Annotated in this window: 20 protein-coding genes; 8 read left to right on the forward strand and 12 right to left on the reverse strand. The window is 71.9% G+C overall.

Annotation, left to right across the window (positions count from 1 at the left end):
* Positions 1-65: 65 nt before the first annotated feature.
* The gene (locus JYJ93_RS08885; protein ID WP_206787959.1) at positions 66-1,577 is read right to left on the reverse strand and encodes a hypothetical protein; all 1,512 of its coding nucleotides are present in this window, start codon (positions 1,575-1,577) and stop codon (positions 66-68) included.
* A gap of 174 nt (positions 1,578-1,751) precedes the next feature.
* Between JYJ93_RS08885 and JYJ93_RS08890 the strand changes: the two genes are divergently transcribed.
* Positions 1,752-2,498, forward strand: coding sequence for a hypothetical protein (locus tag JYJ93_RS08890; protein ID WP_206787961.1), 747 nt, complete (start codon positions 1,752-1,754; stop codon positions 2,496-2,498).
* A 2-nt stretch (positions 2,499-2,500) separates the two neighbouring features.
* Here the strand turns inward: JYJ93_RS08890 and JYJ93_RS08895 are convergent, their stop codons facing one another.
* Genes JYJ93_RS08895 through JYJ93_RS08905 form a run of 3 tightly spaced genes read right to left on the reverse strand, consistent with a single transcriptional unit; the run spans position 2,501 to position 4,909 of the window.
* Positions 2,501-2,878, reverse strand: coding sequence for a DUF2019 domain-containing protein (locus JYJ93_RS08895; protein WP_206787963.1), 378 nt, complete (start codon positions 2,876-2,878; stop codon positions 2,501-2,503).
* Complete coding sequence (locus tag JYJ93_RS08900; protein WP_206787965.1) at positions 2,875-4,302, reverse strand: hypothetical protein; 1,428 nt, start codon at positions 4,300-4,302, stop codon at positions 2,875-2,877. The genes JYJ93_RS08895 and JYJ93_RS08900 overlap by 4 nt, the downstream gene beginning before the upstream one ends.
* Positions 4,303-4,351: 49 nt before the next feature.
* Positions 4,352-4,909, reverse strand: a complete 558-nt coding sequence (locus tag JYJ93_RS08905) for an XRE family transcriptional regulator (RefSeq protein WP_206787974.1) — start codon at positions 4,907-4,909, stop codon at positions 4,352-4,354.
* Between the two features lie 90 nt (positions 4,910-4,999).
* Here JYJ93_RS08905 and JYJ93_RS08910 point away from each other — a divergent pair, with 90 nt between their 5' ends.
* Entirely contained in the window at positions 5,000-5,716 is a 717-nt protein-coding gene (locus JYJ93_RS08910; protein ID WP_277989460.1) for an SDR family oxidoreductase, read from the forward strand.
* Positions 5,713-6,735 carry an S-adenosylmethionine:tRNA ribosyltransferase-isomerase gene (locus tag JYJ93_RS08915; protein ID WP_206787976.1) on the forward strand — a complete coding sequence of 341 codons (1,023 nt, stop codon included), beginning with the start codon at positions 5,713-5,715 and terminating at the stop codon, positions 6,733-6,735. Before JYJ93_RS08910 ends, JYJ93_RS08915 begins: the two co-directional genes overlap by 4 nt.
* Before the next feature lie 6 nt (positions 6,736-6,741).
* Here the strand turns inward: JYJ93_RS08915 and JYJ93_RS08920 are convergent, their stop codons facing one another.
* The 3 genes from JYJ93_RS08920 to JYJ93_RS08930 form a co-directional block, all read right to left on the reverse strand.
* Positions 6,742-7,965, reverse strand: coding sequence for a zinc-dependent alcohol dehydrogenase (locus tag JYJ93_RS08920; protein WP_206787978.1), 1,224 nt, complete (start codon positions 7,963-7,965; stop codon positions 6,742-6,744).
* Between the two features lie 162 nt (positions 7,966-8,127).
* The gene (locus JYJ93_RS08925; protein WP_206787987.1) at positions 8,128-9,648 is read right to left on the reverse strand and encodes a Ppx/GppA phosphatase family protein; all 1,521 of its coding nucleotides are present in this window, start codon (positions 9,646-9,648) and stop codon (positions 8,128-8,130) included.
* A 118-nt stretch (positions 9,649-9,766) separates the two neighbouring features.
* Positions 9,767-10,354 (reverse strand): hypothetical protein, encoded by a 588-nt coding sequence (locus JYJ93_RS08930; RefSeq protein ID WP_206787988.1) that lies wholly within the window; start codon positions 10,352-10,354, stop codon positions 9,767-9,769.
* A gap of 274 nt (positions 10,355-10,628) precedes the next feature.
* On the opposite strand from JYJ93_RS08930, the gene JYJ93_RS08935 reads away from it, so the two are divergent.
* Positions 10,629-11,732, forward strand: coding sequence for a serine/threonine-protein kinase (locus tag JYJ93_RS08935; RefSeq protein ID WP_206787990.1), 1,104 nt, complete (start codon positions 10,629-10,631; stop codon positions 11,730-11,732).
* Between the two features lie 10 nt (positions 11,733-11,742).
* On the opposite strand, the gene queF is transcribed toward JYJ93_RS08935, so the two are convergent.
* The gene (queF, locus tag JYJ93_RS08940) at positions 11,743-12,108 is read right to left on the reverse strand and encodes a preQ(1) synthase (protein WP_043322193.1); all 366 of its coding nucleotides are present in this window, start codon (positions 12,106-12,108) and stop codon (positions 11,743-11,745) included.
* 193 nt (positions 12,109-12,301) lie between these two features.
* On the opposite strand from queF, the gene JYJ93_RS08945 reads away from it, so the two are divergent.
* A complete protein-coding gene (locus JYJ93_RS08945; protein ID WP_206800205.1) occupies positions 12,302-14,206 on the forward strand; it encodes an ATP-binding protein in 1,905 nt (634 codons plus the stop codon).
* Here the strand turns inward: JYJ93_RS08945 and JYJ93_RS08950 are convergent.
* The 3 genes from JYJ93_RS08950 to JYJ93_RS08960 are packed head-to-tail and all read right to left on the reverse strand — an operon-like array spanning position 14,193 to position 18,161.
* Positions 14,193-15,038, reverse strand: coding sequence for a ChbG/HpnK family deacetylase (locus tag JYJ93_RS08950; protein WP_242543738.1), 846 nt, complete (start codon positions 15,036-15,038; stop codon positions 14,193-14,195). The two genes, JYJ93_RS08945 and JYJ93_RS08950, sit on opposite strands and share 14 nt — an antisense overlap.
* On the reverse strand, positions 14,968-15,984 hold the full coding sequence (locus JYJ93_RS08955) for a hypothetical protein (protein ID WP_206787999.1): 1,017 nt from the start codon (positions 15,982-15,984) through the stop codon (positions 14,968-14,970). Before JYJ93_RS08955 ends, JYJ93_RS08950 begins: the two co-directional genes overlap by 71 nt.
* Before the next feature lie 11 nt (positions 15,985-15,995).
* Entirely contained in the window at positions 15,996-18,161 is a 2,166-nt protein-coding gene (locus JYJ93_RS08960; RefSeq protein WP_206788011.1) for a serine/threonine-protein kinase, read from the reverse strand.
* Between the two features lie 299 nt (positions 18,162-18,460).
* Between JYJ93_RS08960 and JYJ93_RS08965 the strand changes: the two genes are divergently transcribed.
* The 3 genes from JYJ93_RS08965 (at position 18,461) to JYJ93_RS08975 (ending at position 21,626) form a co-directional block, all read left to right on the forward strand.
* Positions 18,461-19,741 (forward strand): amidohydrolase family protein, encoded by a 1,281-nt coding sequence (locus JYJ93_RS08965; RefSeq protein WP_206800207.1) that lies wholly within the window; start codon positions 18,461-18,463, stop codon positions 19,739-19,741.
* A gap of 55 nt (positions 19,742-19,796) precedes the next feature.
* Positions 19,797-20,357, forward strand: a complete 561-nt coding sequence (locus JYJ93_RS08970) for a redoxin domain-containing protein (protein ID WP_206788013.1) — start codon at positions 19,797-19,799, stop codon at positions 20,355-20,357.
* 216 nt (positions 20,358-20,573) lie between these two features.
* The gene (locus tag JYJ93_RS08975) at positions 20,574-21,626 is read left to right on the forward strand and encodes a glycosyltransferase (RefSeq protein ID WP_206788015.1); all 1,053 of its coding nucleotides are present in this window, start codon (positions 20,574-20,576) and stop codon (positions 21,624-21,626) included.
* 104 nt (positions 21,627-21,730) lie between these two features.
* On the opposite strand, the gene JYJ93_RS08980 is transcribed toward JYJ93_RS08975, so the two are convergent.
* The gene (locus JYJ93_RS08980) at positions 21,731-25,294 is read right to left on the reverse strand and encodes a hypothetical protein (protein WP_206788017.1); all 3,564 of its coding nucleotides are present in this window, start codon (positions 25,292-25,294) and stop codon (positions 21,731-21,733) included.
* Positions 25,295-25,309: the final 15 nt, after the last annotated feature.

Here is a 25,309-nt window from a genome sequence, read left to right on the forward strand (position 1 = left end):
GAAGCGCTGACAGGGATGGCCCCGGGCACTCGCGAGAGTGTCAGGGGCCCGTCCCATGCGTGGGGCTACTCCACCTTCAGGGTGGCGGTGCCCTTCAGGTCGCGCTGGAGCGTGAGCCAGAGCGCCTTGCCCTCCACGTCCACGGAAGCGAAGTAGTCCGTGTCCGCGGTGAGCGCCTGGCCATCCAGGGTGACCGCCGTGGGCGCCGTGGTGGCGGTGTAGCCATGCACCACCAGCATGGGGTGCGCGAGCGTGCGCCCCGCGGTGTCGAACGCCAGCGTCACGCGGTTGGAGGCGGCGTCCGCCTCCCACGTGGCGTAGACGGGGTTGTAGCCGGCGACGTCGTAGGTGACGGAGTCGGTGCGGCCCACGCCGCCCGGGCCGCGCGTGCGCACGGTGCCCTGGGAGGCGGTGAGCTTCACGCCCTGCCAGGCCTCCACCTCCGACACGAGCGACAGCACGGGGTTGGCCGCGTGCGTGCCCAGCACCATGAAGACGGAGTAGCTCTGGTAGGGGTGGCCGGAGAGCATCACGCCGTCATCACCCAGGCGCGGGTACTGCGACAGGCCCACCGCGCCGAAGTTGCTGCCCCACGCGAGCCGGTGCGAATTGGTGACGGAGGGCAGCTCGTACTGGTTGAGCTGGTAGGGCCAGTTGTAGTCCACGGGCATGGGGCCGTTGGCGTGGCGCGTGCCCCACTCCGGATACAGCCAGTAGCCGCCCGCGGGCTTCTGCTCCCACGTCTGGGTCTGCACCGCGCCCATCTCCGCGTCCGGCGCGGCGGTCCACATGCGCGTGTAGGGGACGACGTTGGGCTCGCGGTAATCCCAGCCGGTGTTCATCGTCACGGGGGAGGACAGCGTGACGAAGCGGAAGCGGTCGCCCCAGCCCAGGCCGGCGATGTCCGTGCTGGCGTTGCCGTCGAAAGCCAGGTCGCCGTAGGGCGAACGCACGTCGGCTTCAATCTGGTTCGCGGGGAAGCCGGACGCGTCGTGGGTGATGGCGTACAACGGATGGTCACGGCCGGTGGCGAAGAGGTACTGCACGGTGACCTGCACCACGCGGCCATCCAGCGACAGCGGCCACTTCAGCTCGTGCAGGGCATGGTGCGCCCCCTTGAAGACGAAGCGGCCGGTGCCGCGCACGTCCTGCGTCCAGGCGCCCCACGTCTGGCCTTCCTTCAGGTGGCTGGTCACCATGCCCCAGCCGGGCACCTGGGTGCTCTGGCCGTCGCAGACGCGCTCGGCGCCCGCGACCTCGTAGGTGTAGCGGCGGATGTAGCCGCCATTCCAGCCCGCGGGGTCCGCCGCGTCGTTGCGCACGAGCGACACGGAGCGCACGTGGCAGTCGCGGTCGCGCCACACGTAGCGGTCCGTCTTGAAGCCGCTCAGGTCCTTCGCGCACTGCAACCGCAGGGGCGCGCACGTCCCGCTGGCAGGGTCGGCGGTGGTGCTCTCCACGCAGGGGTCGGTGACGGGGTTGGGGTTCTCATCACCGGGGCGCACGTCCTTGCCGCCACAGGCGGTGAGGCCGAGCGCCAGCAGGGCCACGGTGTGTCGAGCGGAGGGGAGGGGCATGGGGGCGGTCTCGAAGAAGAGGGAGCGCAGGCTTGCCACCCCCACGCAGGGTGACGCAAGCCCCTACGGAGAGCGCCAGCGCATTGGGTTGTTCCCGAAGCGGGCGGGCGGCCGAGCGGTGGGGAGCACGGCGGAGAGGCCCCGGAGCACGAAGACCGTGTCCACCGTGCGGGCATGGCGAACGGACGGCGGCTCGTCACGGTGGGACTCCTGGGCCTCTTCTCGGTACCGGCGATGGCGGGGGAAGGGGTGCAGGGGCGGGTGCAGGAGTTCTTTCTCGGAGACGGAGCGCCACCGCAGCAGCGCGGGCAGGTGGAGCTGGGCACGGGGCTGGAGTGGACGCGTCAGGACGATGAGACGCGCTTCGAGCTGCCGGTGCGTGCCGAATACGGCCTGAGCGACCGCGTGCAGTTGGAAGCGAAGGTGGCGCTGACGACGCCGGAGGATCCGCGAGGGCTGGACACGGCGGAGGCGGGCATCGGGCTGGCGCTGATCAACGACAGCCGGCGAGGCTTCACGTTGAGCGTGGGCATGGACCTGGAGGCCACGCGCGATATCCGGGACGACCGCTTCCGCCCGGGCTTCGAGCCCTACCTGCTGGCGTACCAGGATGTGGGACCGGTGGGCTTCAACCTCCAGTTGAAGGCGGAGGAGCTGCCAGGGGTGCGCGGCCTGGGAAGCGAGCTGCATCCGGACTTCGCGGCCGGAGCGGTGCTGGCCCTGGGGCCGCTGAGGCCCATGGTGGAGGCTGGCTGGAGGGACGAGGACGGCACCTCTACCCTGCTCCTGTCACCGGGGCTGTTGGCGCGCCCGCTGAAGTCCCTGGAGTTCGGAGTGGCGGTGCCCTGGAGGATCCACGCGGGAGGAGCCCGCGACGTGGGCGTGATGGGGATGCTGACCTGGCAGGGCGGCGGGGCGTAGGCTCAGGTGTCTGAGAACTTCAGGTTCCCAGCCCTCCACTCGCTGAGTGTCATCTCAGCGTCGAGTCTCACCACGCCCGCAGGGCCCTGGGCCAACCGCTCCAGTTCCGCCTCCGCGAGCGCGGGCGCGAATTCCAGGGCATGAGATGCCGCCCAGAGACGAACGCGAGGATTGCTGTCCTCCAGCAGTCCCGTCAGCGCTGAACGTCCATCCTCTCCCCGGGCGCGCAGTTCCCGCGATGTGGCGATGAGCTTGTCGTACTGAGCATTCGCGGACCGGTGCTTGCCTTCGACGGACGCCTGTCCGTGCAACTCCGCGGCCTTTGCGAAAGCTGCCGTCAGTTCATGAATGGAAGCCTGCTTCAGCGACGTCTGCTTCATGGCGTGACTCCGAAATCACGGAGGACCTTCAGGCCGAACGCTCGCTGGGCTTCGAATGACTGACTGCTGAGCCATCCACGCACAGTCCTGCCTTGAGAAAAGGAACGAATCGAGGAGTAGAACCCGCTGATCTGCTGGTGAACGGCCTCATCCAAGGGAATGACGTTCACCGTATTGTGGAGTGCCTGTGGGCCGAAGCGCGCCACGTTCCCGTCGGTCTGCTCCACGATGTGGTGCCACTCCTTCCCGTTCCCGGCCGGTCCCATGGCCCGCTTGAACGACTTGAAGGACGAATAGCCCTTGGGCCCGCTTGAGGGTGAGCCTTCTGAGCTTGAGTCATCGACTCGCTGGAGGATGATGACCGCCCCGGGGCCGCTGCTCAACACCGCCGCTGTACGTCCCACGGGGACCGAGATGCGCTCCAGTACCAGCGCTCCCTCCGCTGACAGCGACAGCACGGGCACCGTGGCGTCGATACCCGAGGCCAGCCCTTTCAGTGTCCGCGTCGTCGCCGTCGTCGCGCCCCAGATGGCAACGACGCTCGTCATTAGCCGGGCCGTCTCGCGGATCTGCTCGCCGGCGGTCATGTATTGGAAGCGCTCCCAATACTCAGGTGACGACGCGATGAGGGCCACGACGCTCGCGGGAAGGTGGCGCAGGCCCGCGATGCTGTCCGCAGGGCGGGAGAGGACCTGTCCCAGTGCGTGATACAGCTCCACGAAGGCGTCTTCCGCGCCATCCAGCGAGCGGCTGACGACATCCGCGTCGTCGTACACCTCGGCCAGCGGCCTTGAGTCCGACACCCGGAGTTGCGCATCGAGCGGGCGGAAGACCCCGCCCTTGCCACTGTAGAAACGCCCCAGTTCGAAGTTGCCCGCGCGGAAGGCGCCGTTCCTCCACACGATGGACGCGACCTTCTGCTGCGTGCGCCCATTGAGCGCCCACGCGAGGTATCCATCTGGCCGCAGCATCGCCACCTGCTCGCGGGCGAAGCGCGTCACCCGCCGCGCCAGTTCCTCGCGGGAGACCTCTCCGCGCTCCAACACCTCCCGCAACAGGAACCCCGCCACCATGCGCGGCGGGAAGGTGCCGAGCGTCACCGGCTTCTCCATCAGCCGGTCCAGCACCTCCACTGCGTCGTCCGGAGTGAAGGGATTGCGGCGCAGGGGCAATGCGTCCACGTCCTCCATCCCGGCGCGGACCAGCAACGTCTCGAAGGCGTCCACGTCCAGCAGGCCCACCTCCAGGGCCTCGCGCGAGACCTTCCCGGCAGGTGCGAGGAGGACCGTCCCCGCTGGCATTCGGACGGGTTGCGAGATGCCCTGCCGGAAGGTCCGTGAACTCCCTCTCGTGGAGGAAGTCTCCACGCCCGCGCAGCCCACCATCAGCCAGGCCGCGAACAGCGCCAAGACACCTATGCGCATCGTCCAGCTCCGGGTCGCACCTCGAATGCTTCCACCCCAGTCCGCATGCTCACAGCGACGGCGCGAGCAGCACGACGGAGTAGCCCACCGCCGTGCGCGCGCCGGGGTTCTCGTAGGAGTGCTTCTGGTCTCCCCGGAACACGACGACGTCTCCGGCCTCCAGCACGAAGCGCTCGCCGCTGGCCACCAGCGCGATGGTGCCGGACTCACAAGCCAGGTACTCACGCGTGCCCGGCGTGTGCGGCACGCCGGTGATGCGCGCCCGGGGCGGCAGCTCCATCCGGTCGAACTCCATGCCCGGAATTGGATCCGGCAGGAGCTTGCGCAGGAAGGCCGCGCCTCGCTGCTTCATGGGCAGGCTGTCTTTCCGGTAGTGCCGGGCGCTCGCTTTGGGCCGGGCCAGCAGCTCTTCCAATGACACCTGGAGCGCCCCCGCCACCCGGTGCAGCACCGACAGCGTGGGGTTCGCCGCTCCAGACTCCAGATGCGCCCAGGTGGCCCGGGGCACGCCCGCCAGCTTCGCCAACTGCACCTGCGTGGCCCCTCGCGTCTCCCGCAGCGTCCGCAGGTTGCGTGCCAGCCTGCCTGGAAGGTCCTCTTCGCTCATACGCTGGCATTCTGCCAACGCATTGGCGCCCATGCCATCCTGTCGGCACCCATCCGCTATCCATGTCCCAAGGAGAGACATGCCATGGACATGCGGAATCAAGCAGTGCTGGTGACGGGCGCGAGCCGCGGACTGGGCCGGGCCCTGATGGAAGCCTTCGCCCTCCGGGGCGCCCGGGTGGTGGGCGTGGCTCGCGACGCGAAGGTGCTGGAGTCGGCGGTGGCGCCCCTGAAGGCGCGAGGACTGGCGGTGCACGGGCTCGCCTTCGACGTGGGGGACAAGCAGGCCATCTACCCGCTGGTCGGCGCGGCCACCGCGCTCGTGGGCCCGCTGGATGTCCTGATCAACAACGCGAGCACCCTGGGGCCCACGCCCCTGCCGCTCCTGCTCGACACGGCGTGCGAGGACGTGTCGCAGGTGCTGGAGGTCAACCTGCTGGGGCCCTTCCGCCTGACGAAGGCCGTCGCGGGGAGCATGGTCGTCCGGGGCCGGGGACTCATCCTCAACATCACCTCCGACGCCGCCGTGTCCGCCTATCCCCGCTGGGGCGCCTACAGCGTGTCGAAGGCCGCGCTGGAGCACCTGACCCGCATCTGGGCCTCGGAGTTCGAGGGCAGCGGCGTGCGCCTGCTCACCGTGGACCCCGGGGACATGGACACGGCCATGCACCGCGACGCGCTCCCGGACGCCGACCCCGCGACGCTGGCGAAGCCGGAAGACGTGGCCGCGCGCATCCTCGCGCTCGTGGAGGCCCGTGACACCGCGTCCGGCCAGCGCTTCGAGGCCGCGAGCTGGGAGGCCGCATGAACGCCGCACGCTGGCCCCGGGAACGCCCCGACACCGCGAGGCTCCTGCACGTGCAGCCCCGCCGTGAACGCTTCACCGACACCGTCGCCTCGGAGCTGCCTCAACTGCTCCGCGAAGGCGACCTGCTGGTGATGAACGACGCGGCCACGCTTCCCGGCTCCCTCACGGGCCGCACCCACTCGGGCGCCGCCATCGAGCTGCGGCTCCTCTCCCACGAACCCGACGACACCTGGACCGCCGTCCTCTTCGGAGCGGGGGACTGGCGCCGACGCACCGAGGACCGTCCTCCTCCGCCGGAGCTCCCCGTCGGCGCGCGCCTGGACGTCGGAGGACTCACCGCGCGCGTAGTGGAGGTGCTGCCCCCATCCCCCCGGCTCCTGCGCGTGGCCTTCGACCGGTCCGGCGCGGCGCTCTGGCATGCCCTCTACTCGGCGGGCCGGCCGGTGCAGTACGCGTATACGGCAGGACCGCTCGCGCTGTGGCACGTGCAGACGCTCTACGCCTCACGGCCCTGGGCCGCGGAGATGCCTTCCGCGGGGCTGCCCCTCACCGCGTCCGTGCTGCTGCGGCTGAAGGCGCGCGGCGTGCGCTGGGCATCCCTCACGCACGCGGCGGGGCTCTCCTCCACGGGCGACGCGGCGCTGGACGCGGCGCTGCCCCGGCCCGAACGCTCGGACATCTCCGAGCGCACGGTGTCCCTGGTGGAGGAGACCCGCGCGAGGGGCGGGCGCGTGGTGGCGGTGGGCACCACCGTGGTGCGCGCGCTGGAAGGGCGCGCGACCCAGCACGGGAGGCTGGTGCCGGGCGAGGACGTGACGGACCTGCTGCTCGGGCCCGGCTACGTGCCCCGCGTGGTGCACGGGCTGCTCACCGGCGTGCACGATCCGGGGAGCAGCCACCATGCGCTGCTCCAGTCCTTCGCGCCGCTTCCGCTGCTGCTCCGGGCCTCGGCGCATGCGGAAGCGGCGGGCTACCTGGGGCACGAGTTCGGCGACACGTGCCTCATCCTGGATTCGTGACGCGCGTCACTGGAGCGTGGCGCCCGGCTCCAGCTCCACCTTCACCCAGCCCGGCTTGCGCAGGTCGAAGTTGCGGTACGCGTCGATGGCGGAGGCCATGGACTTCACGTGGCTCAGGATGGCCGTGGGGTCCACGGTGCCGGAGCGCACCAGCTCCAGCAGCTTGGGGATGTACTTGCGGTGGTTGCAGTTGCCCATGCGCAGGGTGAGGTTCTTGTTCATCGCCGCGCCAATGGGGAACGCGTTCATCGTCTGCGGGTACACGCCGATGATGGACAGCGTGCCCGCCTTGGCCAGCGCCTGCACCGCCCACTGCGCGGCCTGCGACGGCGCGTCGCCGGGCACCCAGTTGTCGCCGTCCGGATTCTGCTTGGGGGCGACCTGCTCCACCTCGCGCTTGAACTCGGGCTTCTCCGCCTTGGCCTTCTTGGCCGCCGGGCCGTGGTGCGCGTGCTGCGCGTCCACGCCCACCGCGTCGATGGCGCGGTCCACGCCGATGCCGCCGGTGAAGCGCTTGAGCGTCTCCACCGGATCCTCCTGCTCGAAGTTGATGACCTCCGCGCCCTGGGCCTTCGCGAGCGCCAGCCGGTCCTCGTGGCTGTCGATGGCGAAGATGCGCCCCGCGCCCAGCAGCTTCGCGCTCACGATGGCGAACAGGCCCACCGGGCCGCAGCCGAACACCGCCACGGTGTCACCGGGTTTGATTTCCGCCATTTCCGCGCCGAAGTAGCCCGTGGGGAAGATGTCCGAGACGAGGATGGCCTGGTCGTCGGTGACGCCGTCGGGCACCTTCACCATGGTGATGGCCGCGTGCGGGATGCGCGCCTTCTCCGCCTGCATGCCGTCGAAGGGGCCCGTCATCGCCGGCCCGCCGAAGAAGGCCGTGCCCGCGTCGGGGCCGTTGGGGTTCGCGTCGTTGCACTGGGCATAGTAGCCCGCGCGGCAGTACGAGCAGTTGCCGCACCCGATGGTGGAGCAGATGACCACGCGGTCGCCCACGTTGAAGTTGCGCACGTCCTTGCCCAACTCCTCGATGACGCCCACGCCTTCGTGGCCGAGGATGGTGCCGGGCTTCATGCCGGGCATGGTGCCGCGAATCATGTGCAGGTCCGTGCCGCAGATGGCGCTGGCGGTCAGCCGGATGATGGCGTCCGTGGGCTCCTTCAGCTTCGGCTCCGCGACGTCGTCCAGCCGGATGTCCCCGATGCCATGGAAAACGACTGCCTTCATGTTCCGCTCCTTGCCCCGCCAGGGCCTCGAAAGACGTGAAGGCCCACGGCGCCTTCGCGAAGGCACACGGGACCCGTTCGTCTGGACTCTGGGCATGGCGCTGGAGCGGGGCAGGACAGGCGCCGCGCTCCCTCCGCCGGAGAGCGGGCGGGGAGACGGACGCTAACGCCCGGCCGAGTGGACCTGGAAGGTGAGCCGCTTGCCGAACACCTTGCGGAAGGCGGCGACCTCGCGCTCGGCGTTCCACAGCTCCAGGTCGAGGGGGTGGCGGGCGTGCAGGTGCAGCGTCACCGCCTCGCGGCCGTCCGTCACCTTGAAGTCGCGGATGGGCTGGTGGTGGCTGTGGTCCAGCGAGTTCGCCACCCGCAGCAGCGTGGCCAGCTTGCGCACGCGCCGCGCTTCGGACGGGGTGAGCCCGGCCATGCCGGAGTGGGACAGCTCCGGCGGCGAGCGCCGGTGGTAGCGGGCGACGCGCGCGATGATTTCACGCTCGCGGTCCGCCAGGCCCGGGAGGTCCGCGTTGTGGATGAGGTAGTAGGTGTGGCGGTGGTGGCGCTCGTAGCTGACCGCCGTGCCGATGTCGTGCAGGAGCGCGGCGACCTCCAGGTGCGGGCGCACGGACAGGGGCAGTTGGTGCAGCGAGGCCAGGCCGTCGAAGAGGGCCAGGGACAGGCGCGCCACCTGGCGGGCGTGCTTCTCGTCGAAGCGGAAGCGCTGCCCCATGGCGAGCGCCGCGTCCGCGAGGCTGTGGTCCTCGCGCGATTCGTCCTGGCGGTAGAGCAGGTCCACGAGCAGGCCGTCGCGCAGGCCGCGGTTGACGATGCTGACGGACTCCACGCCCAGGTGACGCGCGACGCCCTCCAGGATGACGGCGCCGGAGACGATGATGTCCGCGCGGCGCGGGTCGAAGCGCTTGCGGCGGCGCTCCGGCGGCATCTTCGCCAGCGCCTCCACGGTCTGGGTGAGCTGTCGCACGGTGGCATTGCCTCCGTTGTCCGCGGCGGCGAAGCCGACCACGGCGCCAATGGTGCCGGACGAGCCCAGCGCCACGCGGGGCAGGGCGGGGAGCTTCTCCGGGAGCGTCTTGTGGAGGGTCTCCTCCACGAAGCTGCGCATCAGCCGCAGCTGCTTGGGCGTCACGGCGCGCGCGGTGTCGAACACCTCCGTGAGCCGCACGGAGCCCAGGGAGAGGCTCCAGAGCTCGTCGGGCTTCTCGCCGGTGGCGATGGCCACCTCCGTGCTGCCACCGCCAATGTCCACGAGGAGCGAGCGGGAGTTGGCGGGCTTGCGGTGCAGCACGCCCAGGCAGATGAGGCGGGCCTCCTCCTTGCCGCTGACGACCTCCAGCTCCAGGCCGGCCTCTTCATGCACGCGCCGCACGATGTCCTGCTGGTTGCGGGCCTCGCGCAGCGCGCTGGTGGCGACGGCGCGCACCTGGGCCTTGTGACGGCGGCAGAGCGCGGCGTAGCGGCGCAGCGTGGACAGGAGGCGGTCGGCCGTCTCCGGCGACATCACGCCGGTGTTGAAGACGCCCTCGCCGGGGCGGATGGGGTCTCGCTCCTGGTGCAGGGTCTCGAGCGAGCCCTCGGCGTCCGGGCGGGCCAGCTCCAGGCGCACGGCGTTGGTGCCCACATCGATGGCGGCGAGGACGGGGGTCGGGGAGGGACGGGCGGGAAGGGCCATGGGCTCGCGGACGAAAACGCCTGGAGGGGCACGGTCCTTCCGGGCCGTGTCCCTCCAGGTGGGGGCGGTTCCTAGCGTAGCCGTGTGACAGCCGTGTGGCGTTGGTGAAGATGGGGCTTCAGGAGGGGGAAGCGCCGGCTTCCTCCTGGGCGCCCTCGGCGCGGATGCGGCGGGAGCGCTCCTGCAACTCGCGCCAGTTGGCCTCGTACTGATCGCGGGCCGTCTTCCAGACATGGCCGCGCGCGTGGCGCAGGTTCTTGAGCATCTCGCCGGAGGACTTCAGGCCGCGCGTGATGAAGTCGAGCTCCTCGCGGGTGAGCAGCGAGTCCTCGGCCCGGGTGCGCTTGTGGGCGGCGATCCAACTGTCCATCTGCGCGCCCAGCTCCTTCAGCTCGGCTTCGCGTTGGCGCTGGTAGCCTTCGCGGAGCCCTGCCCACCGGGAGCCCGCTTTGTCCAGGTGCTCGCGGAAGCGGCCGCGGGCCTTCTCCGCGCCGGCCTTGACGCGCTCCCAGTCGCGCTCGTCGGCGCGGCGGAGCGCCTGGAGCTCGCGGTTGACGTCGTCGTTGAAGGCACGGGCGCCGGTGAGGACATCCAGCGTGTCCTCACTGTCGGCCAGGTCCGCCTGGGCTTCGATTTCGCGGAAGCGAGCGGTCGCCTCGCGCTGCTCGGCCTCCATCTTCTGGATGTATGCGTCCCGTTCCGTCATGGCGTCCTCCCAGGCACGTTGAATGGAAGAAGCATGGGAACGCCCGCGGGGCGGTGCAGGACGGAGGGGAACGGGTGGCGGAGCGCTCCGTGAGGCAGGCCATCCATGCGTCCCGCGTCGCAGCCCGCTGTCTCCCGCCTGTCAGTCCCCGCGCCCCAGGTAGGCCCCCTGGCGCGAGACAGCGACACCGCGCCTTTCCATCACACCTGTGCGAATCCACCCGGCCAGGGAGGGCCCATCGACGCATGAGACGTGAATCGATACCCTGCGACCCGTGACCGTCGCCGCCGCAGAGAAGAGTGAGAGGATCCGCCACCGCAAGATTGGCGCCTGCCGCGTGCTCGGCGAGCTGGGCCGGGGCGGCATGGCGTTGGTGTATCGCGGCCTGCATGAGCTGCTTCAGCGCGAGGTCGCCATCAAGGAGCTGCTCCCCGAAGGCCAGCGCGACCAGGAGGCCCTGTCCCGCTTCCGCCGGGAGGCGCTGGCGCTCGCCGCCTTCCGCCACCAGAACATCGTCACGCTCTATGACCTGGTGGAGAAGAACGACAGCCTCTTCATGGTCATGGAGTACGTGGACGGCCCCACCCTCCACGGCCTCATCAAGGACGGCCCGCTGCCCCCGGACGTCGCCGCCGTCATCGGCGCGCGCATCGCCAGCGCGCTCGACCACGCGCACTTCCGCCGCATCATCCACCGCGACCTCAAGCCCGCGAACGTCATGCTCACCAAGTCCGGTGAGGTGAAGCTCATGGACTTCGGCATCGCCAAGGATGTCAGCCTCGAAGCCCTCACCCAGCAGGGCATGGCCGTGGGCACCCCGTCGTACATGTCCCCGGAGCAGGTGACGGGCGCGCCCATCGACGCGCGGACCGACATCTTCTCCCTGGGCGTGCTCCTCTACGAGGCCCTCTCCGGCACCCGCCCCTTCGTGGGCAAGACGGCCGGCGAGGTCTTCGCCCGCATCCGCGACGGCAAGTTCACGCCGCTCCAGAAGGTGGCGCCGAACGTGCCGCCGCCGCTCGCGCGCATCGTGAAGCGCGCGCTGTCGGTGAAGCCGGAGGCCCGCTTCCCGGACGCCGCGGCCATGCGCCGCGAGCTGGACCTGTTCCTCGCCCACGAGGTGCGCGTGTCCCACCCCGCGCTGCTCGTGGCCTTCCTGCGCTACCGCGAGAAGCTCACGGAGACGGAGGCCCTGGCCCACCTCACCCAGCAGGAGCTGGGCGTGCTGGACGTCTTCGCCACGAAGAAGCCCACGCGCGCGCCGGGCAAGCTCAAGTGGGTGCTGGCCGCGCTCACCGCCGGCGTCGCGGCGGCGGGCACCGGCCTCTACCTGTCCCAGTCCCAGTGGGCGCCGCTCCTGGAGCAGCTCACCCGCTGAGAGGCGTGGCTCAGGCCTGCTTCTTCTTGTCGTGCGTGACGGTGACGATGGTCCCGATGCCGCCGCGCACGAAGAAGTCGCCCACCACCGTGAGCTTGCGCGGCTGGATGGCCTTGATGATGTCGTCCGCGATGGTGTTGGTCACCTTCTCGTGGAAGGCGCCTTCGTTGCGGTAGGACCACATGTACATCTTCAGGCTCTTGAGCTCCACGCAGAGCTGATCCGGCACGTACTTGATGGTGAAGCGCGCGAAGTCCGGCTGGCCCGTGAGGGGGCACAGGCAGGTGAACTCCGGCACGTCGAAGGCGATCTCGTAGTCGCGATCGGCGGCGGGGTTGGGGAAGGTCTGGATTTCCTTGGACGGCTGAGAGGGCATGCGCTGTCGTGTAGCACACGTTCGGCGTGTGTCACCGCCCTGCACAACGTCGCCTCCCCGGCTGCCCGGCACCGGCTCTGTTCGGGTCCCAACGTGCCGCGACCCCCTGGGACAGGAGAACGTCCGGGGGTGGTTGGCGATCATGCTCGGGGATTCCTATCTCCCTCCGGCGACCCCTGCTTCGCCCCCTTCCATGCTGCCACCCAATGACCTCGAGGATGTCCTCTCGTGCCTGCCCCAAGCGCTCCTGCGCGTGGGGGCCGACCTGCGCGTCCAATGGTGCGAGGAGGGCTTCGCGGCCAAGACGGGCGTGACGCTCTCACAGGGCAGCACCCTGCTGGAGGCCCTGGAGCCGGGCCGCAGCCTGGACGCCCTGGAGCGCGCCATCCGCGAGCACCGGGCCCACTCCGGCCATGTCATCACCCGAACGCTGCGGCAGGTGCGTGTGCAGGTGAAGCCCACCCACACGAACGGCACGGCCGGGGCGTGGCTGGTGGTGGAGCCGTCCGGCGTGGACGACGAGGGCGCGTTTTCACAGGCCGTGCGGGAGATTGCCCGCGCGGTGGGTGAGTCGCTGGAGGTCGACCGCGTCTGCTCGGCCGCCGTCGTGTCGCTGGTGCGGTGTGCCCAGGTGCGGCGCGCGGAGGTGTTCCTCTACGAGGAGGACGACGCGACGCTCAAGCGCATGGCGGTGTCGGACCTGGAGGGCCTGGACGCGCCGCAGGACGCGTTCGACCCGTCCGAGGACCCCTACCGCCAAGCCCTGGCGCTGCGCCAGCCGCAGCTGGGCATCCAGCGCGGGTACGGCGACGCGGTGGGCTCCGTGTTCGCGGCGGTGCCGCTGTGCGCGCCGCGCCGCACGGTGGGGCTCCTGCTCATCTACAAGGAGCAGGGCGCGTCCTTCTCCGTGCGCGAACTGGAGATGTGGAGCGCGGCGGCCAGCCAGTTGGCGGTGGCGGTGGAGAACGCGCGGCTGTTGCGCGAGGCCCAGTCCGCCCTGCGCGTGCGCGAGGAGTTCATGTCCATCGCGTCGCACGAGCTGAAGACGCCGCTCACGCCGCTGAAGCTGGGGCTGTACTCCATGGAGCGCCGCCTCGCCGCGGGGCAGCCGGTGGCGCTCGCGAGCGTGCTCAAGTCCAAGCGGCAGGTGGACCGGCTGGCGGGGCTGGTGGAGGACCTGCTGGACGCAAGCCGCCTGGAGCTGGGCCGGCTGGCGCTGGACTCGTCTCCGCTGGAGGTGGGGCAACTGGTGGCGGAGGTGGTGGACCACTTCCGGCACGCCTTCGAGCGGCCCTTCACGGTGGACGTGCCGCACGACGGCGTCTGGGTGCTGGGGGACCGGGACCGGCTGGAGCAGGTGCTGGTGAACCTGCTGGAGAACGCGCACAAGTACAGCCCGGTGGGGGCGCCCATCGCGGTGCGGGTGGGGCGCACGGCCGAGTCCGCGCGCATCCAGGTGCAGGACCACGGCATCGGGATTCCGGGCGCGGATCAAGCGCTGGTGTTCCAGCGCTTCTACCGGGCGCGCAACGTGTCGCACCGCAACTTCGGCGGGCTGGGGCTGGGGCTGTTCATCAGCCACTCCATCGTGAAGATGCACGGCGGCGCGCTGGCGCTGCGCAGCCGCGAGGGCGAAGGCTCCACGTTCCTCCTGGACCTGCCGCGCATGCCCGCGCACGAGGTGCGCAGGCTGCCCCGGCGCGTGCTGGTGCTGGACGAGGACTCGAATCAGGAGGCCACGGCGGAGCGTACCCTGCGCGCAGAGGGCTTCGAGGTCTTCACCGTGCAGAGCGGCGCGGAGGCCCTGCGCAAGGCGACGCACCTGCCGGTGGACCTCATCGTCCTGTCCACGAGCGCCACGCAGTCCGCGGTGGGCAGCTTCCTGGAGACCTTCGCCACGCTGCCTCGCGCCAGGCCGGTGCCCATCCTGCTGGCGGGGGATGCGCGGCCGTGGTGGGCGCAGGAGAACGCCGCGCTGTGTCCTCGGCCGTACCGCCCGGAGGAGCTGCTCGCGGGCGTGCGCACCATGCTGACGCGAGAGAATCGCCGGACGCTGACGCCGGTGGAGTCGGAGCTTCCGCTCGTCACGCCCGCGTGAGTGGGGCCTCGCGCAGGACGCGGTAGTCCGTGGGGCGCACTCCCGCGTGTTCCAGGGCCGTGCGCGCACGGGCGTCCACGAAGGTGGCCCGCTCCACCTCTCGCTGCGCGGCGTAGCGCGTCGTGACGAGCTCGGGCAGGTGGCCGGGGTGACACATCCACTCCGTGACGCCTTCGCCAGGCAGCGCCGCCAGGGTCTGGGCGAAGCGCTCCGGCGTCCAGTACGCCGTCGCGCCAGACTCGCCCACGAAGTGGTCGTTCGTGGCCACGCTCCGGGCCCGCAGCTCGCCGCGCATGTCCGCGTCGATGGAGCGCACCGGCAGGCCCGCGCGCCTCGCGACGCGGGACAGTCCCTCCAATACTTGAGGATGCCGGTGCAGGTGCTTGTGCACGTCCAGGTGCGTGGCGGCCTGGCCCAGCAATCGTTCCAGCCGCTCCAACTGCGCGAGCGCCTCCGCCTCCACCACGTCCGCGGGCAGTCCGTCCACGCGGCCGCCGTCGAGGCCTCCATCCACGGTGCGCCACTCGCGCGGGAAGCCCTGGGCCACGGGCGCGCCCCGGTCCAGGTTCAGGTGCAACCCGATGGCGAGTCCCCGGGCCTGCCTCGCGGCGGACTCGGAGTCCGGTGCGTTCACCAGCAGGGTGGCGGAGGAGACGACGCCCTCGCGCAGGGCCTGGAGGATGCCCCGGGTGATGCCCGGGTCGTAGCCCAGGTCATCGGCGTTGATGATGAGCGCGCGGGGCTGCGTGGCCTGGCCTCCTTCAAGGGCGGGGACGCGCCTGGAAGAAGCGCCACATCTGAAGGGTCGCGTCCAGGTCCGTCGTGCCGCCATTGTAGAGGGGCTGGCCCGGCCAGGCATGCTTGCCGCCAGTGACGGTGCACAGGCTCGCGGTGGCGCTCTCCGGCTGGCAGCCCGTATACGCCACACAGGTGCTGTTGCCCTGCTGATACGTCTGCTGCTGGGGGCCGGTGCAGCCGTTGAGTTCCGCGAAGCGGCGCACGGACTCCGGAGCGGACGGGTAGGGCCTTCCCCCGAGCACGTTGCTGCCTCCGTCGTAGAAGATGGTCTCGTCGGCGCTGCCGTGGAAATGGAGCACGGGGACGGGACGCGACGGGCGGCAGTCCGTCACGCCCTCCATGCCGGACACGGGCGCGATGGCGGCGATGCGCTGGGCGCGCTCACAGGCCAGCCGGTAGGAGAAGAACCCCCCGTTGGAGAAGCCGTTGGCGAAGACGCGGCGCGGGTCGGTGCACACGCGGGTGTCCAGGTCCGCGAGCAGCGCGTCCACGAAGCCCACGTCGTCCACGTTGGCGATCTGCGCCGGGCCACAGCACGCCTCGCCATTCCAGCCCCGTGTGTCCGCCTCGCCCCGGCCGTAGATCTCCGGGAAGTTGAGGCCGCGCGGGTATACGGCGATGAAGCCCTCCGCGTCGGCCAGGGTGGAGAAGCCGGTCAGCGCCTCCTGCTCCTGCTCGGTGGAGCCGAAGCCGTGGAAGCTGAGGACGACGGGCGTGGGCTTCGTGGCGTCGTAGCCGGTGGGGACATGGACGCGGTAGGCGCGCGTCTGGCCGCCGTGCTCGACCGTCCAGTCGTAGGTGCCGGGCGTCACGGTCAGGCCCGAGCAGGCCGTGCGGTCCGCGGGAGCCACGTCCCCGGCCGGCGTGTCCGGAAGCTCCGTTTCGTCGTCGGGCGGCGTGCTGGAGTCGTCCGTGGCGCCGCACGCGGTGGCGGTCAGCAGCAGGCTGGACGCGGCGAGGGCGAGCAAGCGAAGGCGCATGGTGGTGGAAGCTAGTTCCCCGCTCCGCACTCCGCCGCGAGCGCCACCGCCCGGTCCGGAAACCTTTCCGCCAGCGTACGTTTCACCTCGGCCACCCCGGTGGCATCGCCTTCGTGGACGTGCAGTTGGCAACGCGCGGTGAGGGCGCGGGGATCGTCCGGGGCCAGACGCTCGGCCTCCCGATATTCGCGCTCGGCGCCGCGCAGGTCGCCCTGCCGGAAGAGGACCGCGCCCAGGTAGGAGTGGGCCACCGCGAGCGAGGGGGCCTTGCGCTGCGCGCGCTTGAGCAGGGCGGTGGCGTCGTCCAGCTTCTCCTGCCGGAAGCGCACGAAGCCCAGCTCCGCCAGGGACTCGGCGTCGTCGTGCTGGCGCGTCCAGGCGGACAGCACGGTGGCGGCCTCGTCCAGCCGGCCTCCCTGCGACAGGAGCTGGCCGTAGCGGGGGGCGACCTTGGCGGAGCCCGGCGCCTGCGCGTACGCCTTCGCGAGCGCGGTCAGCGCACCCGGCACATCCCCCTGGAGGGCCCGCAGGTCGGCCAGGGCCAACGGCGCGCGGATGTCCTTGGGGGCCAGGACGGTGGCCTCGTCGATGGCGCGCTCCGCGCGCTTGCCCATGCGCAGCTCGGTGGCGGCGCGCGCGGCGAGCAGGTGCGCCTCCGCCTCCTTCGGGAAGCGCGAGGTATAGGCCTCCGCCAGCGCCAGGGCCTGCGGGTGGGCGCCCGCGTCGAGCAGCAGCGTGCCCGCGCGAGCCAGCTCCCCGGCCGTGGCGCGCACGTCCTTGCCCAGCCCCTCCAGCGCGGACACCTTCGCCTCCGCCGTCGTCGCGGCCTCGGCGGCGGCGATCCTCGCGGGGGGCGGCAGGTCCGGGCGCCGCAGGTACCACGTGGCCCCCGCGCCCAGTCCGCCCAGCGCGAGCACGCCCGCCACGATGGCCAGCGCCCTGCGCGACCGGGGAGCGCCACGCGACGCCGGCTCGCGAGCGCGCACCGTGCTCTCGGACACCGGGGCCTGGAGGCTCGCGGCGCCCTCCGCCGGGGCGCTCGGGGTCGAGGCCGGAATCTCCGCCGTCACGGGCCGGGTCGCACCGCGAATCGACACGGTGTGGCTGCCCACGGGCGGAAGGGGGCGCAAGGCCTCCGGAGCGGCGACCGGTGGAGGCACGGGCCAGGACGGGATGCCCTGCACGCCGAACGGCGGGAGCACGTCCATGCCGGGGGTTCCATCCGCGCCCGAATTGGACGGATCCGCGAGCCTCGCGTTGCGCAGCGCCAGCCGCTTGGGGTCCCGGTCCGGCGGAAACAGCGTGTCCAGGTACCCGGCCACCTGCGCCGGCGCGGCGACCTCCGCGGGCCCGCCCAGCCTCTCGATGGCGGCGATGAACGTCTGCAGGCTGTCGAAGCGCGCCTCCGGGTCCTTCGCGAGCGCCTTGAGACACACCGTCTCCAGCGCCTGCGGCACGGACGGGTCGAACGCGGTGGGCGGCTTCGGCCTTCCTTCGGAGATGCGCGTGAGCACCTCGTCGGTGGACATGCCGGTGAAGGGCCGCCGGCCGCACAGCTGCTCGTAGAGCATCACCCCCGCGGCGAACAGGTCCGCGCGGTGGTCCACGCTGCGGCCGGCGATCATCTCCGGCGACATGTAGAAGAACTTCCCCTTCAGCGTCCCGGGCTCCGTCCCCGCTCCCATCGCGTCCGCCTTCGCGATGCCGAAGTCGATGACCTTCACCGCGCCGTTCGCCCCGACGTGGATGTTGTCCGGCGTGAAGTCGCGGTGGACGATTTTCAGCGGCCGGCCCGCCTCGTCCACGGCGCGGTGCGCGGCATCCAGCCCCCGGCACGCATCCACCAGCACGCGCAGGGTGATGCCCAGGGGCACGCGCTGGCCTCGCTCGGCGGCCTCCTGCCGCACCTCCGCGAACGAGCGCCCCTCCAAGAGCTCCATGGCGATGAAGGGCTCCCCGCCCTCCATGCCCAGCTCCAGGATGGACACCACGTTGGGGTGGCGCACCTGCGCGGTGATGCGCGCCTCGTTGAGGAACATCTGCACGATGCGCCGGTCCGCGACCAGGTGCGGCATCAGCCGCTTCACCGCCACGGCCGGGCCACGCTGCCCGTCCAGGCTGATGGCGCGCGCCAGATACACCTCCGCCATGCCGCCCGTCGCGATGCGCGCGCTCAAGCGGTAGCGGCCTGCCCAGGAAACGCCGGGTTCCGACACCAAGGTGGCGCCAGTCTACGGGCCCGCGCCCCCGGCGCCCAACGTCATGACGCGCCGCCTGCCTGCCTGGCCCCGGCTGCCCGGCGCATGCCCACCGTATTGGGCCGGCCGGGACGACGGGTGTGGGTGAACGGATGTGTGGAGCCGATGACGGAGGACGGGCCGGGAGTGCTAACGTCGCGGGCCTCACGCGTGACCCCTAAGGGGAGGGGGCCGCCTTCACGAACCTCGCGTACTTCACGCGAATGCAGGGAGGGATGTTGGGCACCGTCCTCAAGGGTGGTTTCGTCGTCGAGCTGGAACCTGCGTCCGTGGAGCGGGTGGACCTGCGCATCGAAGGTGAGCGCATCGTGGCGCGGGGCGAGGACCTCGCGCCCGGCCCCGACGACGAGGTGGTCGCGCTGTCCGGCAAGCTCGTCTTCCCGGGGCTCGTCAACGCCCACCACCGGCTGGCGACCGTGCTGTCGCGCGGCCTGGTCCGTCCGACCCCCACGTCCTACCAGGGCCTGCTGGAGCAGGTGCGCTGGCCCTTCGAGAACGCGCTGGACCTGGACGCGGTGCAGGTGGCCGCCACGGCGGGCGGCCTGGAGTCCATCCAGTGCGGCACCACCACCTTGTTCGACCTGCACGCCTCGCCCAAGGCGGTGACGGGCTCGCTCCTGCGCGCGGCGCGCGGCCTCCATGAGGTGGGCGTGCGCGGCGTGCTGTCCTACGCGGTGACGGACCGCATGGGCGCGGTGGGCCGCGAGGAGGGGCTGGAGGAGACGGTCAGCTTCGCGCGCAAGGCCCGGGGCCGCTTCCGGGGACAGGTGGGCGCGGGCCCCTGCTTCACGCTGGGCGACGACGCGCTCCAGGGCCTGGGCGAGGCGCTCAACACCACCGGCACCGGCCTGCACTTCCCGCTCGCCGAGGACCCGCTGGACGAGCGGCTGTCCACCGAGCGCCACGGCAACTCGCCGGTGACGCGGCTGCTCACCAGCAACCTGCTGTCACCCCGCGCCATGGCGGCGCACGTGGGGCACCTGGCGTGGGCGGACCTGGCGCAGGTGCTGGCCACGGGGACATGGTTCCTGCACACGCCGCGCTCCAACCAGGGCCAGGAGGTGGGCTACGCGCCCGCGCTGAAGTTCGGGGCGCGCGCGTCGCTGGGGACGGACGGAACGTCGCCGGACCTGTTCGCGGAGGCGCAAGCGGCGTACCTGCGCTCGCGCGAGGCGGGGCAGCCCATCGACGTGCTGCGCTACCTGGCCAACGGCCACCGGCTGGCGTCACAGGTGTTCGAGGCGGCCATCGGCCCCATGCGCGAGGGCGCGCTCGCGGACCTGCTGGTGCTGGACTACCTGTCGCCCACGCCGCTGACCGCGGAGACGCTGGCGTGGCACGTGGTGCACGGGCTGGGCAGCCGCCACGTGGAGGCGGTGATGGTGGACGGCGTGTGGCGCGTGTGGGCGCGCAGGCCGCTGTCGGTGAACCCCACGGTGGTGGCCGAGCAGTCGCGCGAGGCCGCCGCCGCCGTGTGGGCCCGCATGGCCTCGTCGTAAGGGCCTGGGGCGCCGGGAGCTTGTCGCGGTGGCCGGGGCCCGTTAAGTCCCGGGCATGCTCAACTCCCTGCTCGTCGTCGGATGGCTCAGCGCAGCGATTCCCCAGGTGGGTGACACCGCCCCGGACTTCACGGTGAAGGACACCGCGGGGACGACCTACACGCTGTCGGAGATGGTGAAGAAGGGGCCCGTCATCGTGGCCTTCTTCCCCAAGGCGTTCACCAGCGGCTGCACGAAGGAGCTGACCGCGTACCGCGACCGCTACAAGGACATCGAGCAGGCGCAGGGGCAGGTGCTGGCCTTCTCCACGGACGACGCGGAGACGCTGGCGCGCTTCAAGACGGAGCTGAAGGCGCCCTTCGTGTTCATCCCGGATCCGGACGGCAAGGTGGTGGGCGCGTACGACGTGAAGATGCCGGTGGTGACGGTGTCCAAGCGCTACACGTTCGTCGTGGGCGATGACCGCAAGGTGCTCAAGGTGAGCGAGGGCAAGGACGCCATCGACGTCTCGGGCGCCATCGCCGCGTGTCCCCTGCGCAAGGGCGGCGCCGCGAAGCCCGCGGCGGCCCCGGCGGGCACCACGCCGCCCACCCAGGCCGCGCCCGCGACGAAGTAGCCGCGAGGCGCTCTGGCTCACGGGACAGGGGCACGGTCCACTCGCGGACGTCCTCATGGCACGCGCGGGCCGGACGCCGGCCGTGCCGTTGAGGAGTTCACGCGGCACGCGGCCTGCTGGCTTGTCCGCCCGGGGCGCGGAGCGATAGCCCTGGGGCATGCCGCGCGCGGGGCGTCCTCCGTCCGCCGGGCTGGGGGCGTGAGGAGGCCCGAGTGGATGGACATCGTCTTCCTGGGCCCCGTGTGCCGGGCCACCGCCGAGGTGCAGGCGGCCACGGCCCCGAGACAGCTCGCGCAGGCGCTCCGGCGGCGCGGCCACGCGGTCCTCTTCCTGGAGCGCTCGGCGCCCGGTGCACTCGGAGATGCGTCGTATCTGGACCTGGCGGACCTCCACGCGCGCTTCCATTCGAGGGTGCGCCGCGCGGACTTGGTGCTGGTGGACGCGGAGGCGCCGCAGGTCGCGGACGTGAGCCGCTGGACCACGAACACGGCGAGGGGGCTCACCGTCTTCTGGGACCGGGACACGCCCCGGACGCTGGCTCGGCACGCCCTTCGCGAGGACCCCGCCTGCATGACGCCGGGCCTCTTCGCGGGCTACCGGCTGTATCTCTGCTCCAGTGGAGGCCCGGTACCCCGTCAATTGGAGCGCGAGTGGGGCGTGGCCCGCGCGCGCGTGTTCCCGCCGGGAGTGGACGCGGAGCACTTCGCGCCCGGAAGCGGCCGGACGCGCTGGGACCTGGGGGACGCGGGGCCGGCGTCGCCGGAGCGGCGGGGGCTCCTGAAGCAATGGTTGCTGGGCGCCGCGCGAGGCTGGCCCGAGGGGCGCTTCGTGCTCGCGGGCACGCTGTCGGCGGTGGATGACGCCTGGCCCGCCAACGTAGCGAGGCACGCGGTCCCCTCCCTCCAGGAGCACGGGGGCTTCCTCGGTGCGCAGCGCTTCACGCTGGCGCTCTCCCAGGCCGAGCACACGCCGGGAGCGAACCTGTTCGAGGCCGCCGCCCGCGGAGCGGCGCTCATCTGCGACCCCTGGCCGGGCCTGGAGGACCTCTTCGCGCTGGGCGAGGAGGTGATGGTCGCCCGCACGGAGCAGGACGTGCTGCGCTACCTGCTCGCGATGCCCGAAGCGGACCGGCGCCACCTGGGCATGCGAGCCCGGGCCCGGGTCCTGGCCGAACACACCGTGGCCCACCGGGCGCTGCGACTGGAGCAGTACGCGAGCGAGGCGGAGCGCGGAGCCGCCTGGATGGCTCCGGTCCGCTCCCTGAACTGAGCGTCCGGAGCCGGGGAAGACGGACGCGCCGCCCTGCCAGTGGCGCACCGCGAAAACCTGTCCGACAGTCGGACAGGTTTTGGACCGCCGCGACCCGAGGGGGCCTACTCCGCCGCTTCCGGGGCCTTCACCATCTCCCGGGGCGGGAACACGAACTGCGCGGCGCCGGCCACGAGCGGGGACTCATCGCGCTGGAACATGGCGAGCGCCTCCAGCCGCTCCTCCGTCCACCCGCGCCCGTCCCCCGCGTCGCGCACCAGGCAGTGCAGGGCCACGCGCCGCGCCTCCGGACTGGGGCTGTGCGCCAGAGGTCCGCCCACCGTCTCCATCATGTCCACCGGCAGGTTCGACACCGCCACCTGGGCCGCCATCAGCGCGTCCGCGTGGAGCCAGCCCTCCTGGCCCATCGTGTCCAGGTGGCTCGCGAAGGCCGGCGGCGCCAGGGCCACCGCCGCGCAGCGCACGCGCAGCGTCGCCAGACACGGGTCCTTCGTGAGCAGCCCCGTCACCAGTCCCTGCACCGCGCTCAGGGGCACGGGCCGCATCCGGTCCCGGGGCTGGAGCAGCGCGTCCATCGCCACGCTCAGCGCGCGCCGGTCCTGGGACACCGCCTCCAGCATCCGCTCGAACAGCTCCACGTCGCGCTCGTCGGCCCGGTACACCAGCGCGCCCATCGCCGCGCGCACCTCGTCGTCATACGGCGAGGCCAGCCGCGCGCCACAGGCGGAGAGGAACACGCGCTCCCGGTCCTTCACGGACAGCCAGGCCGCGCGCCGCAGCAGGTCGATACGCGCATCCGGCTCCGGCCGCGCCAGCACCTTCGCGAGCAGCGCGGACAGCCGCGCATCCAGTCCTTCCGTCAGCCGGTCCGCCGGGATGTCCCCCACGCGCGACGCCATGATGGCGTCCTCGCTGGTGACGGCGCGCTCGAACACCGCCCACGTGGGCTCGCGGTCCAGGTGGTCCCACAGCGCGCGCAGGAGCGCGATGCGCACGTCGCGGTGCAACGGCTTCGCGTCCAGTTCCAGCAGCCGCTCATAGCTCGCGTCCGAGCGCAGCTCGCCCAGCAGGCGCACCACCTCCTTGGCCACCGTGACCTTGGTCAGCGGCACCTCCGCCAGCAGCGTCAGCACCCGCGTGACGGGCATGCCGTTGAACGCGCGGCGCAGGCCGTAGATGGCGATGCGCGCGCGCGAATCCTCCAGCGCCGCCAGCAGCGTGGGCACGCCCTGGCCCTGGTCGCACCGGGCCATCACCCGCAGGGCCCGCTCCTGCACCGCGGGCCGCTTGTCGTTCGCCAGCGCCAGGAGCGAGTCCATGGGCGCCCAGTCCAGCGCCGCCATCCGCGTCACCGCCACCAGCACGGACGGCGTGTCCCGCTCCATGTCCGCGCACAGCTTCGAGAGCGCGCGCGAATACGCTTGGTTCTGCTCCACCGTCCACCGGAAGAACCCCGAGTCGAACGGCAGGAGCCAGTGAGTCACGCCCGTGGCGAACTGGCCGGTGATGACCGGCGCGTTCAGGTACGGCCCCAGCAGGTCCTGCCGCCGCCGGTGCAGGAACTCGCGCACCACGGGGATGGCGATGGCGCTCTCATCCCGCTTGAGCAACGCGGGCAGCATCCGGTCGAAGTCCTTCACCGCGCGGGAGCGCAGCACCCACAGCGCATTGCCGGACGGCTTGCCCAGCCGCAGCGCCACGCGCTCCAGCTCCTCCACCAGCTCCCGGTGCAGCGGGAGCCCGTCCTTCTCCGCCGCCGCCAGCGCCACCACCTCCTCGTCCCAGCCCCGGTCCCGCCAGCGGCGCAGGGTGGCCGCGAGGGTCGATTCGAAGCGCGGCCGGTCCTCCCGGGACAGCCACGCGCTCAACGCCAGCGCCAGCCGGTTGTCCGGCGCCGTGTCGCGCACGGAGACGAGCCAATCCGACAGGCCGGGCACCAGCGCCGCGCGCTTGCCCAGGCTCGCCGCCAGTTGGAGCAGGGGTCCGCCGCGCTCACGCTCCGTCCAGACCTTCGCCAGCGCCAGCAGGTGGGGCGCGGCCTTGCGCACCTCGTCGTCCGTCAACCGGTGGCCCAGCCCGCCGTCCTGGATGCGGCCGCGCTCCTTGAGGAAGGTGCCCAGCCACTGCGCGCCCCACGCCGGGTCCGCGCCGAAGGCCCGTACCAGCAGCCGCTCCGCCGACTGCGCCGTCCCCATGGACAGGTCCGCCGCGTCCAGCGCGTCGCGCAGCATCCTTCCCAGGGCCTCGGTGTGCTCGGCGCGCCACATCCGCCGGGGCCACTCGGTCAGCGCCTGGAGCATCACCCCGCGCACGGGGTCCTGTTCGTTCTTCCGGGCCAGCACCATCGCCAGCGCGGGGGCCACCCACGCGGGCTCATCCGGGCGCAGGCCGGGCAGCGCCAGGAGTGCGCTCAGCGCCACGCCGCGCATCGCCGCGTCCGGGTGCCCCAGCGTGCCCCGCAGCGCGCCCAGCGCCTCCTCCCAGGGCAGGAAGCGCGCATAGGCGAACCGCGCCTCCGCGCGCGTCCCCAGCGCCACCACCTCGTCCAGGTGCCGGCGCGCCTCCCGCTCGCGCAGCTCCACCGGCAGGTGCCGCACGTACTCCGGCGCGATGACGCCATCCCGGGTGCGCGCCCCCACGGTCCAGCGCGCGTAGACGCTCTCACGCAGGGCCGGGTCCGCGATGCGCGCGATGAGGGGCGTGCCCCACGCGGGGGCCCGCTCCACGGACGCGGCCCAGGCATTGGTGAGCGTCGCGTGCAGCGGCTCCGGCAGCTCCTTCAGCACGTCCTCCGCGCGGCCCAGCAGCGTCGGGTCGCGCTGGACGATCCACGTCAGGGACTCGGCATCCAGCGACGCCAGGGACCTCGCGAACAGCAGGTGCGGGAGGAACGCCGGGGACCGCTGGCGCAGCAGCGCCACCATGCGCAAGGGGCGATGCTTCACCAGCGTCCGCACGGCGTGCTCGTCCGGCGGGATGCCTCGCTCCAGGAGCAGCGCCAGCAGCGTCTCCGCCACGTCCGGCGTCCGCTCCGCCAGCCACCCCATGCCCCACGCCAGGTTCTGCCTCGTGACGGGGTCCGGCTCGCCCGGGACGGCATTCAGCTGCTCCAGCAGCACCTGTCCCAGCACGGAGGGCGCATGCCGGGCCAGCCGCGCCCAGAACCGGTAGCTGGGCCGCTCCAGCGCGCGCGCCAGGTGCTTGCGCAGGCTCGCCTCGGAGCCCAGCGGCGCCGTGTCCGCGAAGGTGACGTGCTCGCCCCGCTCCGCCAGCCCGTCCAGGAACGCGTCGATGACGGCGTGCCGCTTGCGCTTGCGCAGCTGGTGGATGACGGCCTGCTCGCGGCGCATCCCGTGCGCCATGCGCAGCGCCTCCAGCGCCTGGGCATCGTCACAGGCCAGCGACACCAGCTCGAAGGCCAGCGCGCGCACGCGGAAGGACTCGTCCGCCGTGGCCTTCAGCACCGCCGCGCCATCCCGGCGCGTGAACTGGGCGGCCAGGGCCAGCCGCCGCTCGAAGGCGTCACCCCGCGACAGCGCGTCCAGCTGCGCCTGCGCCGCCGGGTCCGTCCGCGCCTTGCGTCCCAGCGCCACCATCTGACGCACCCGGGCGTCGTGGAAGGTGGCGTTCAGCTCGGAGCGCAGGGCGGACAGGGCGGGGTCGGACATGGCGCCCAAGGATGC

The sequence above is a fragment of the Corallococcus sp. NCSPR001 genome, from assembly GCF_017309135.1.
In the GTDB taxonomy this organism is placed as follows: domain Bacteria; phylum Myxococcota; class Myxococcia; order Myxococcales; family Myxococcaceae; genus Corallococcus.

Bases quoted from the DNA above. Each gene is read 5' to 3' on its own strand.
- JYJ93_RS08955 (WP_206787999.1), bottom strand. From the start codon at position 15,984: ATGCGCCTTCGCTTGCTCGCCCTCGCCGCGTCCAGCCTGCTGCTGACC.
- JYJ93_RS08925 (WP_206787987.1), bottom strand. From the start codon at position 9,648: ATGGCCCTTCCCGCCCGTCCCTCCCCGACCCCCGTCCTCGCCGCCATC.
- JYJ93_RS08930 (WP_206787988.1), bottom strand. From the start codon at position 10,354: ATGACGGAACGGGACGCATACATCCAGAAGATGGAGGCCGAGCAGCGC.
- JYJ93_RS08885 (WP_206787959.1), bottom strand. From the start codon at position 1,577: ATGCCCCTCCCCTCCGCTCGACACACCGTGGCCCTGCTGGCGCTCGGC.
- JYJ93_RS08970 (WP_206788013.1), top strand. From the start codon at position 19,797: ATGCTCAACTCCCTGCTCGTCGTCGGATGGCTCAGCGCAGCGATTCCC.
- JYJ93_RS08980 (WP_206788017.1), bottom strand. From the start codon at position 25,294: ATGTCCGACCCCGCCCTGTCCGCCCTGCGCTCCGAGCTGAACGCCACC.
- queF (WP_043322193.1), bottom strand. From the start codon at position 12,108: ATGCCCTCTCAGCCGTCCAAGGAAATCCAGACCTTCCCCAACCCCGCC.
- JYJ93_RS08945 (WP_206800205.1), top strand. From the start codon at position 12,302: ATGCTGCCACCCAATGACCTCGAGGATGTCCTCTCGTGCCTGCCCCAA.
- JYJ93_RS08910 (WP_277989460.1), top strand. From the start codon at position 5,000: ATGCGGAATCAAGCAGTGCTGGTGACGGGCGCGAGCCGCGGACTGGGC.
- JYJ93_RS08920 (WP_206787978.1), bottom strand. From the start codon at position 7,965: ATGAAGGCAGTCGTTTTCCATGGCATCGGGGACATCCGGCTGGACGAC.
- JYJ93_RS08890 (WP_206787961.1), top strand. From the start codon at position 1,752: ATGGCGAACGGACGGCGGCTCGTCACGGTGGGACTCCTGGGCCTCTTC.
- JYJ93_RS08975 (WP_206788015.1), top strand. From the start codon at position 20,574: ATGGACATCGTCTTCCTGGGCCCCGTGTGCCGGGCCACCGCCGAGGTG.
- JYJ93_RS08950 (WP_242543738.1), bottom strand. From the start codon at position 15,038: ATGGCGGCACGACGGACCTGGACGCGACCCTTCAGATGTGGCGCTTCT.
- JYJ93_RS08905 (WP_206787974.1), bottom strand. From the start codon at position 4,909: ATGAGCGAAGAGGACCTTCCAGGCAGGCTGGCACGCAACCTGCGGACG.
- JYJ93_RS08895 (WP_206787963.1), bottom strand. From the start codon at position 2,878: ATGAAGCAGACGTCGCTGAAGCAGGCTTCCATTCATGAACTGACGGCA.
- JYJ93_RS08900 (WP_206787965.1), bottom strand. From the start codon at position 4,302: ATGCGCATAGGTGTCTTGGCGCTGTTCGCGGCCTGGCTGATGGTGGGC.
- JYJ93_RS08915 (WP_206787976.1), top strand. From the start codon at position 5,713: ATGAACGCCGCACGCTGGCCCCGGGAACGCCCCGACACCGCGAGGCTC.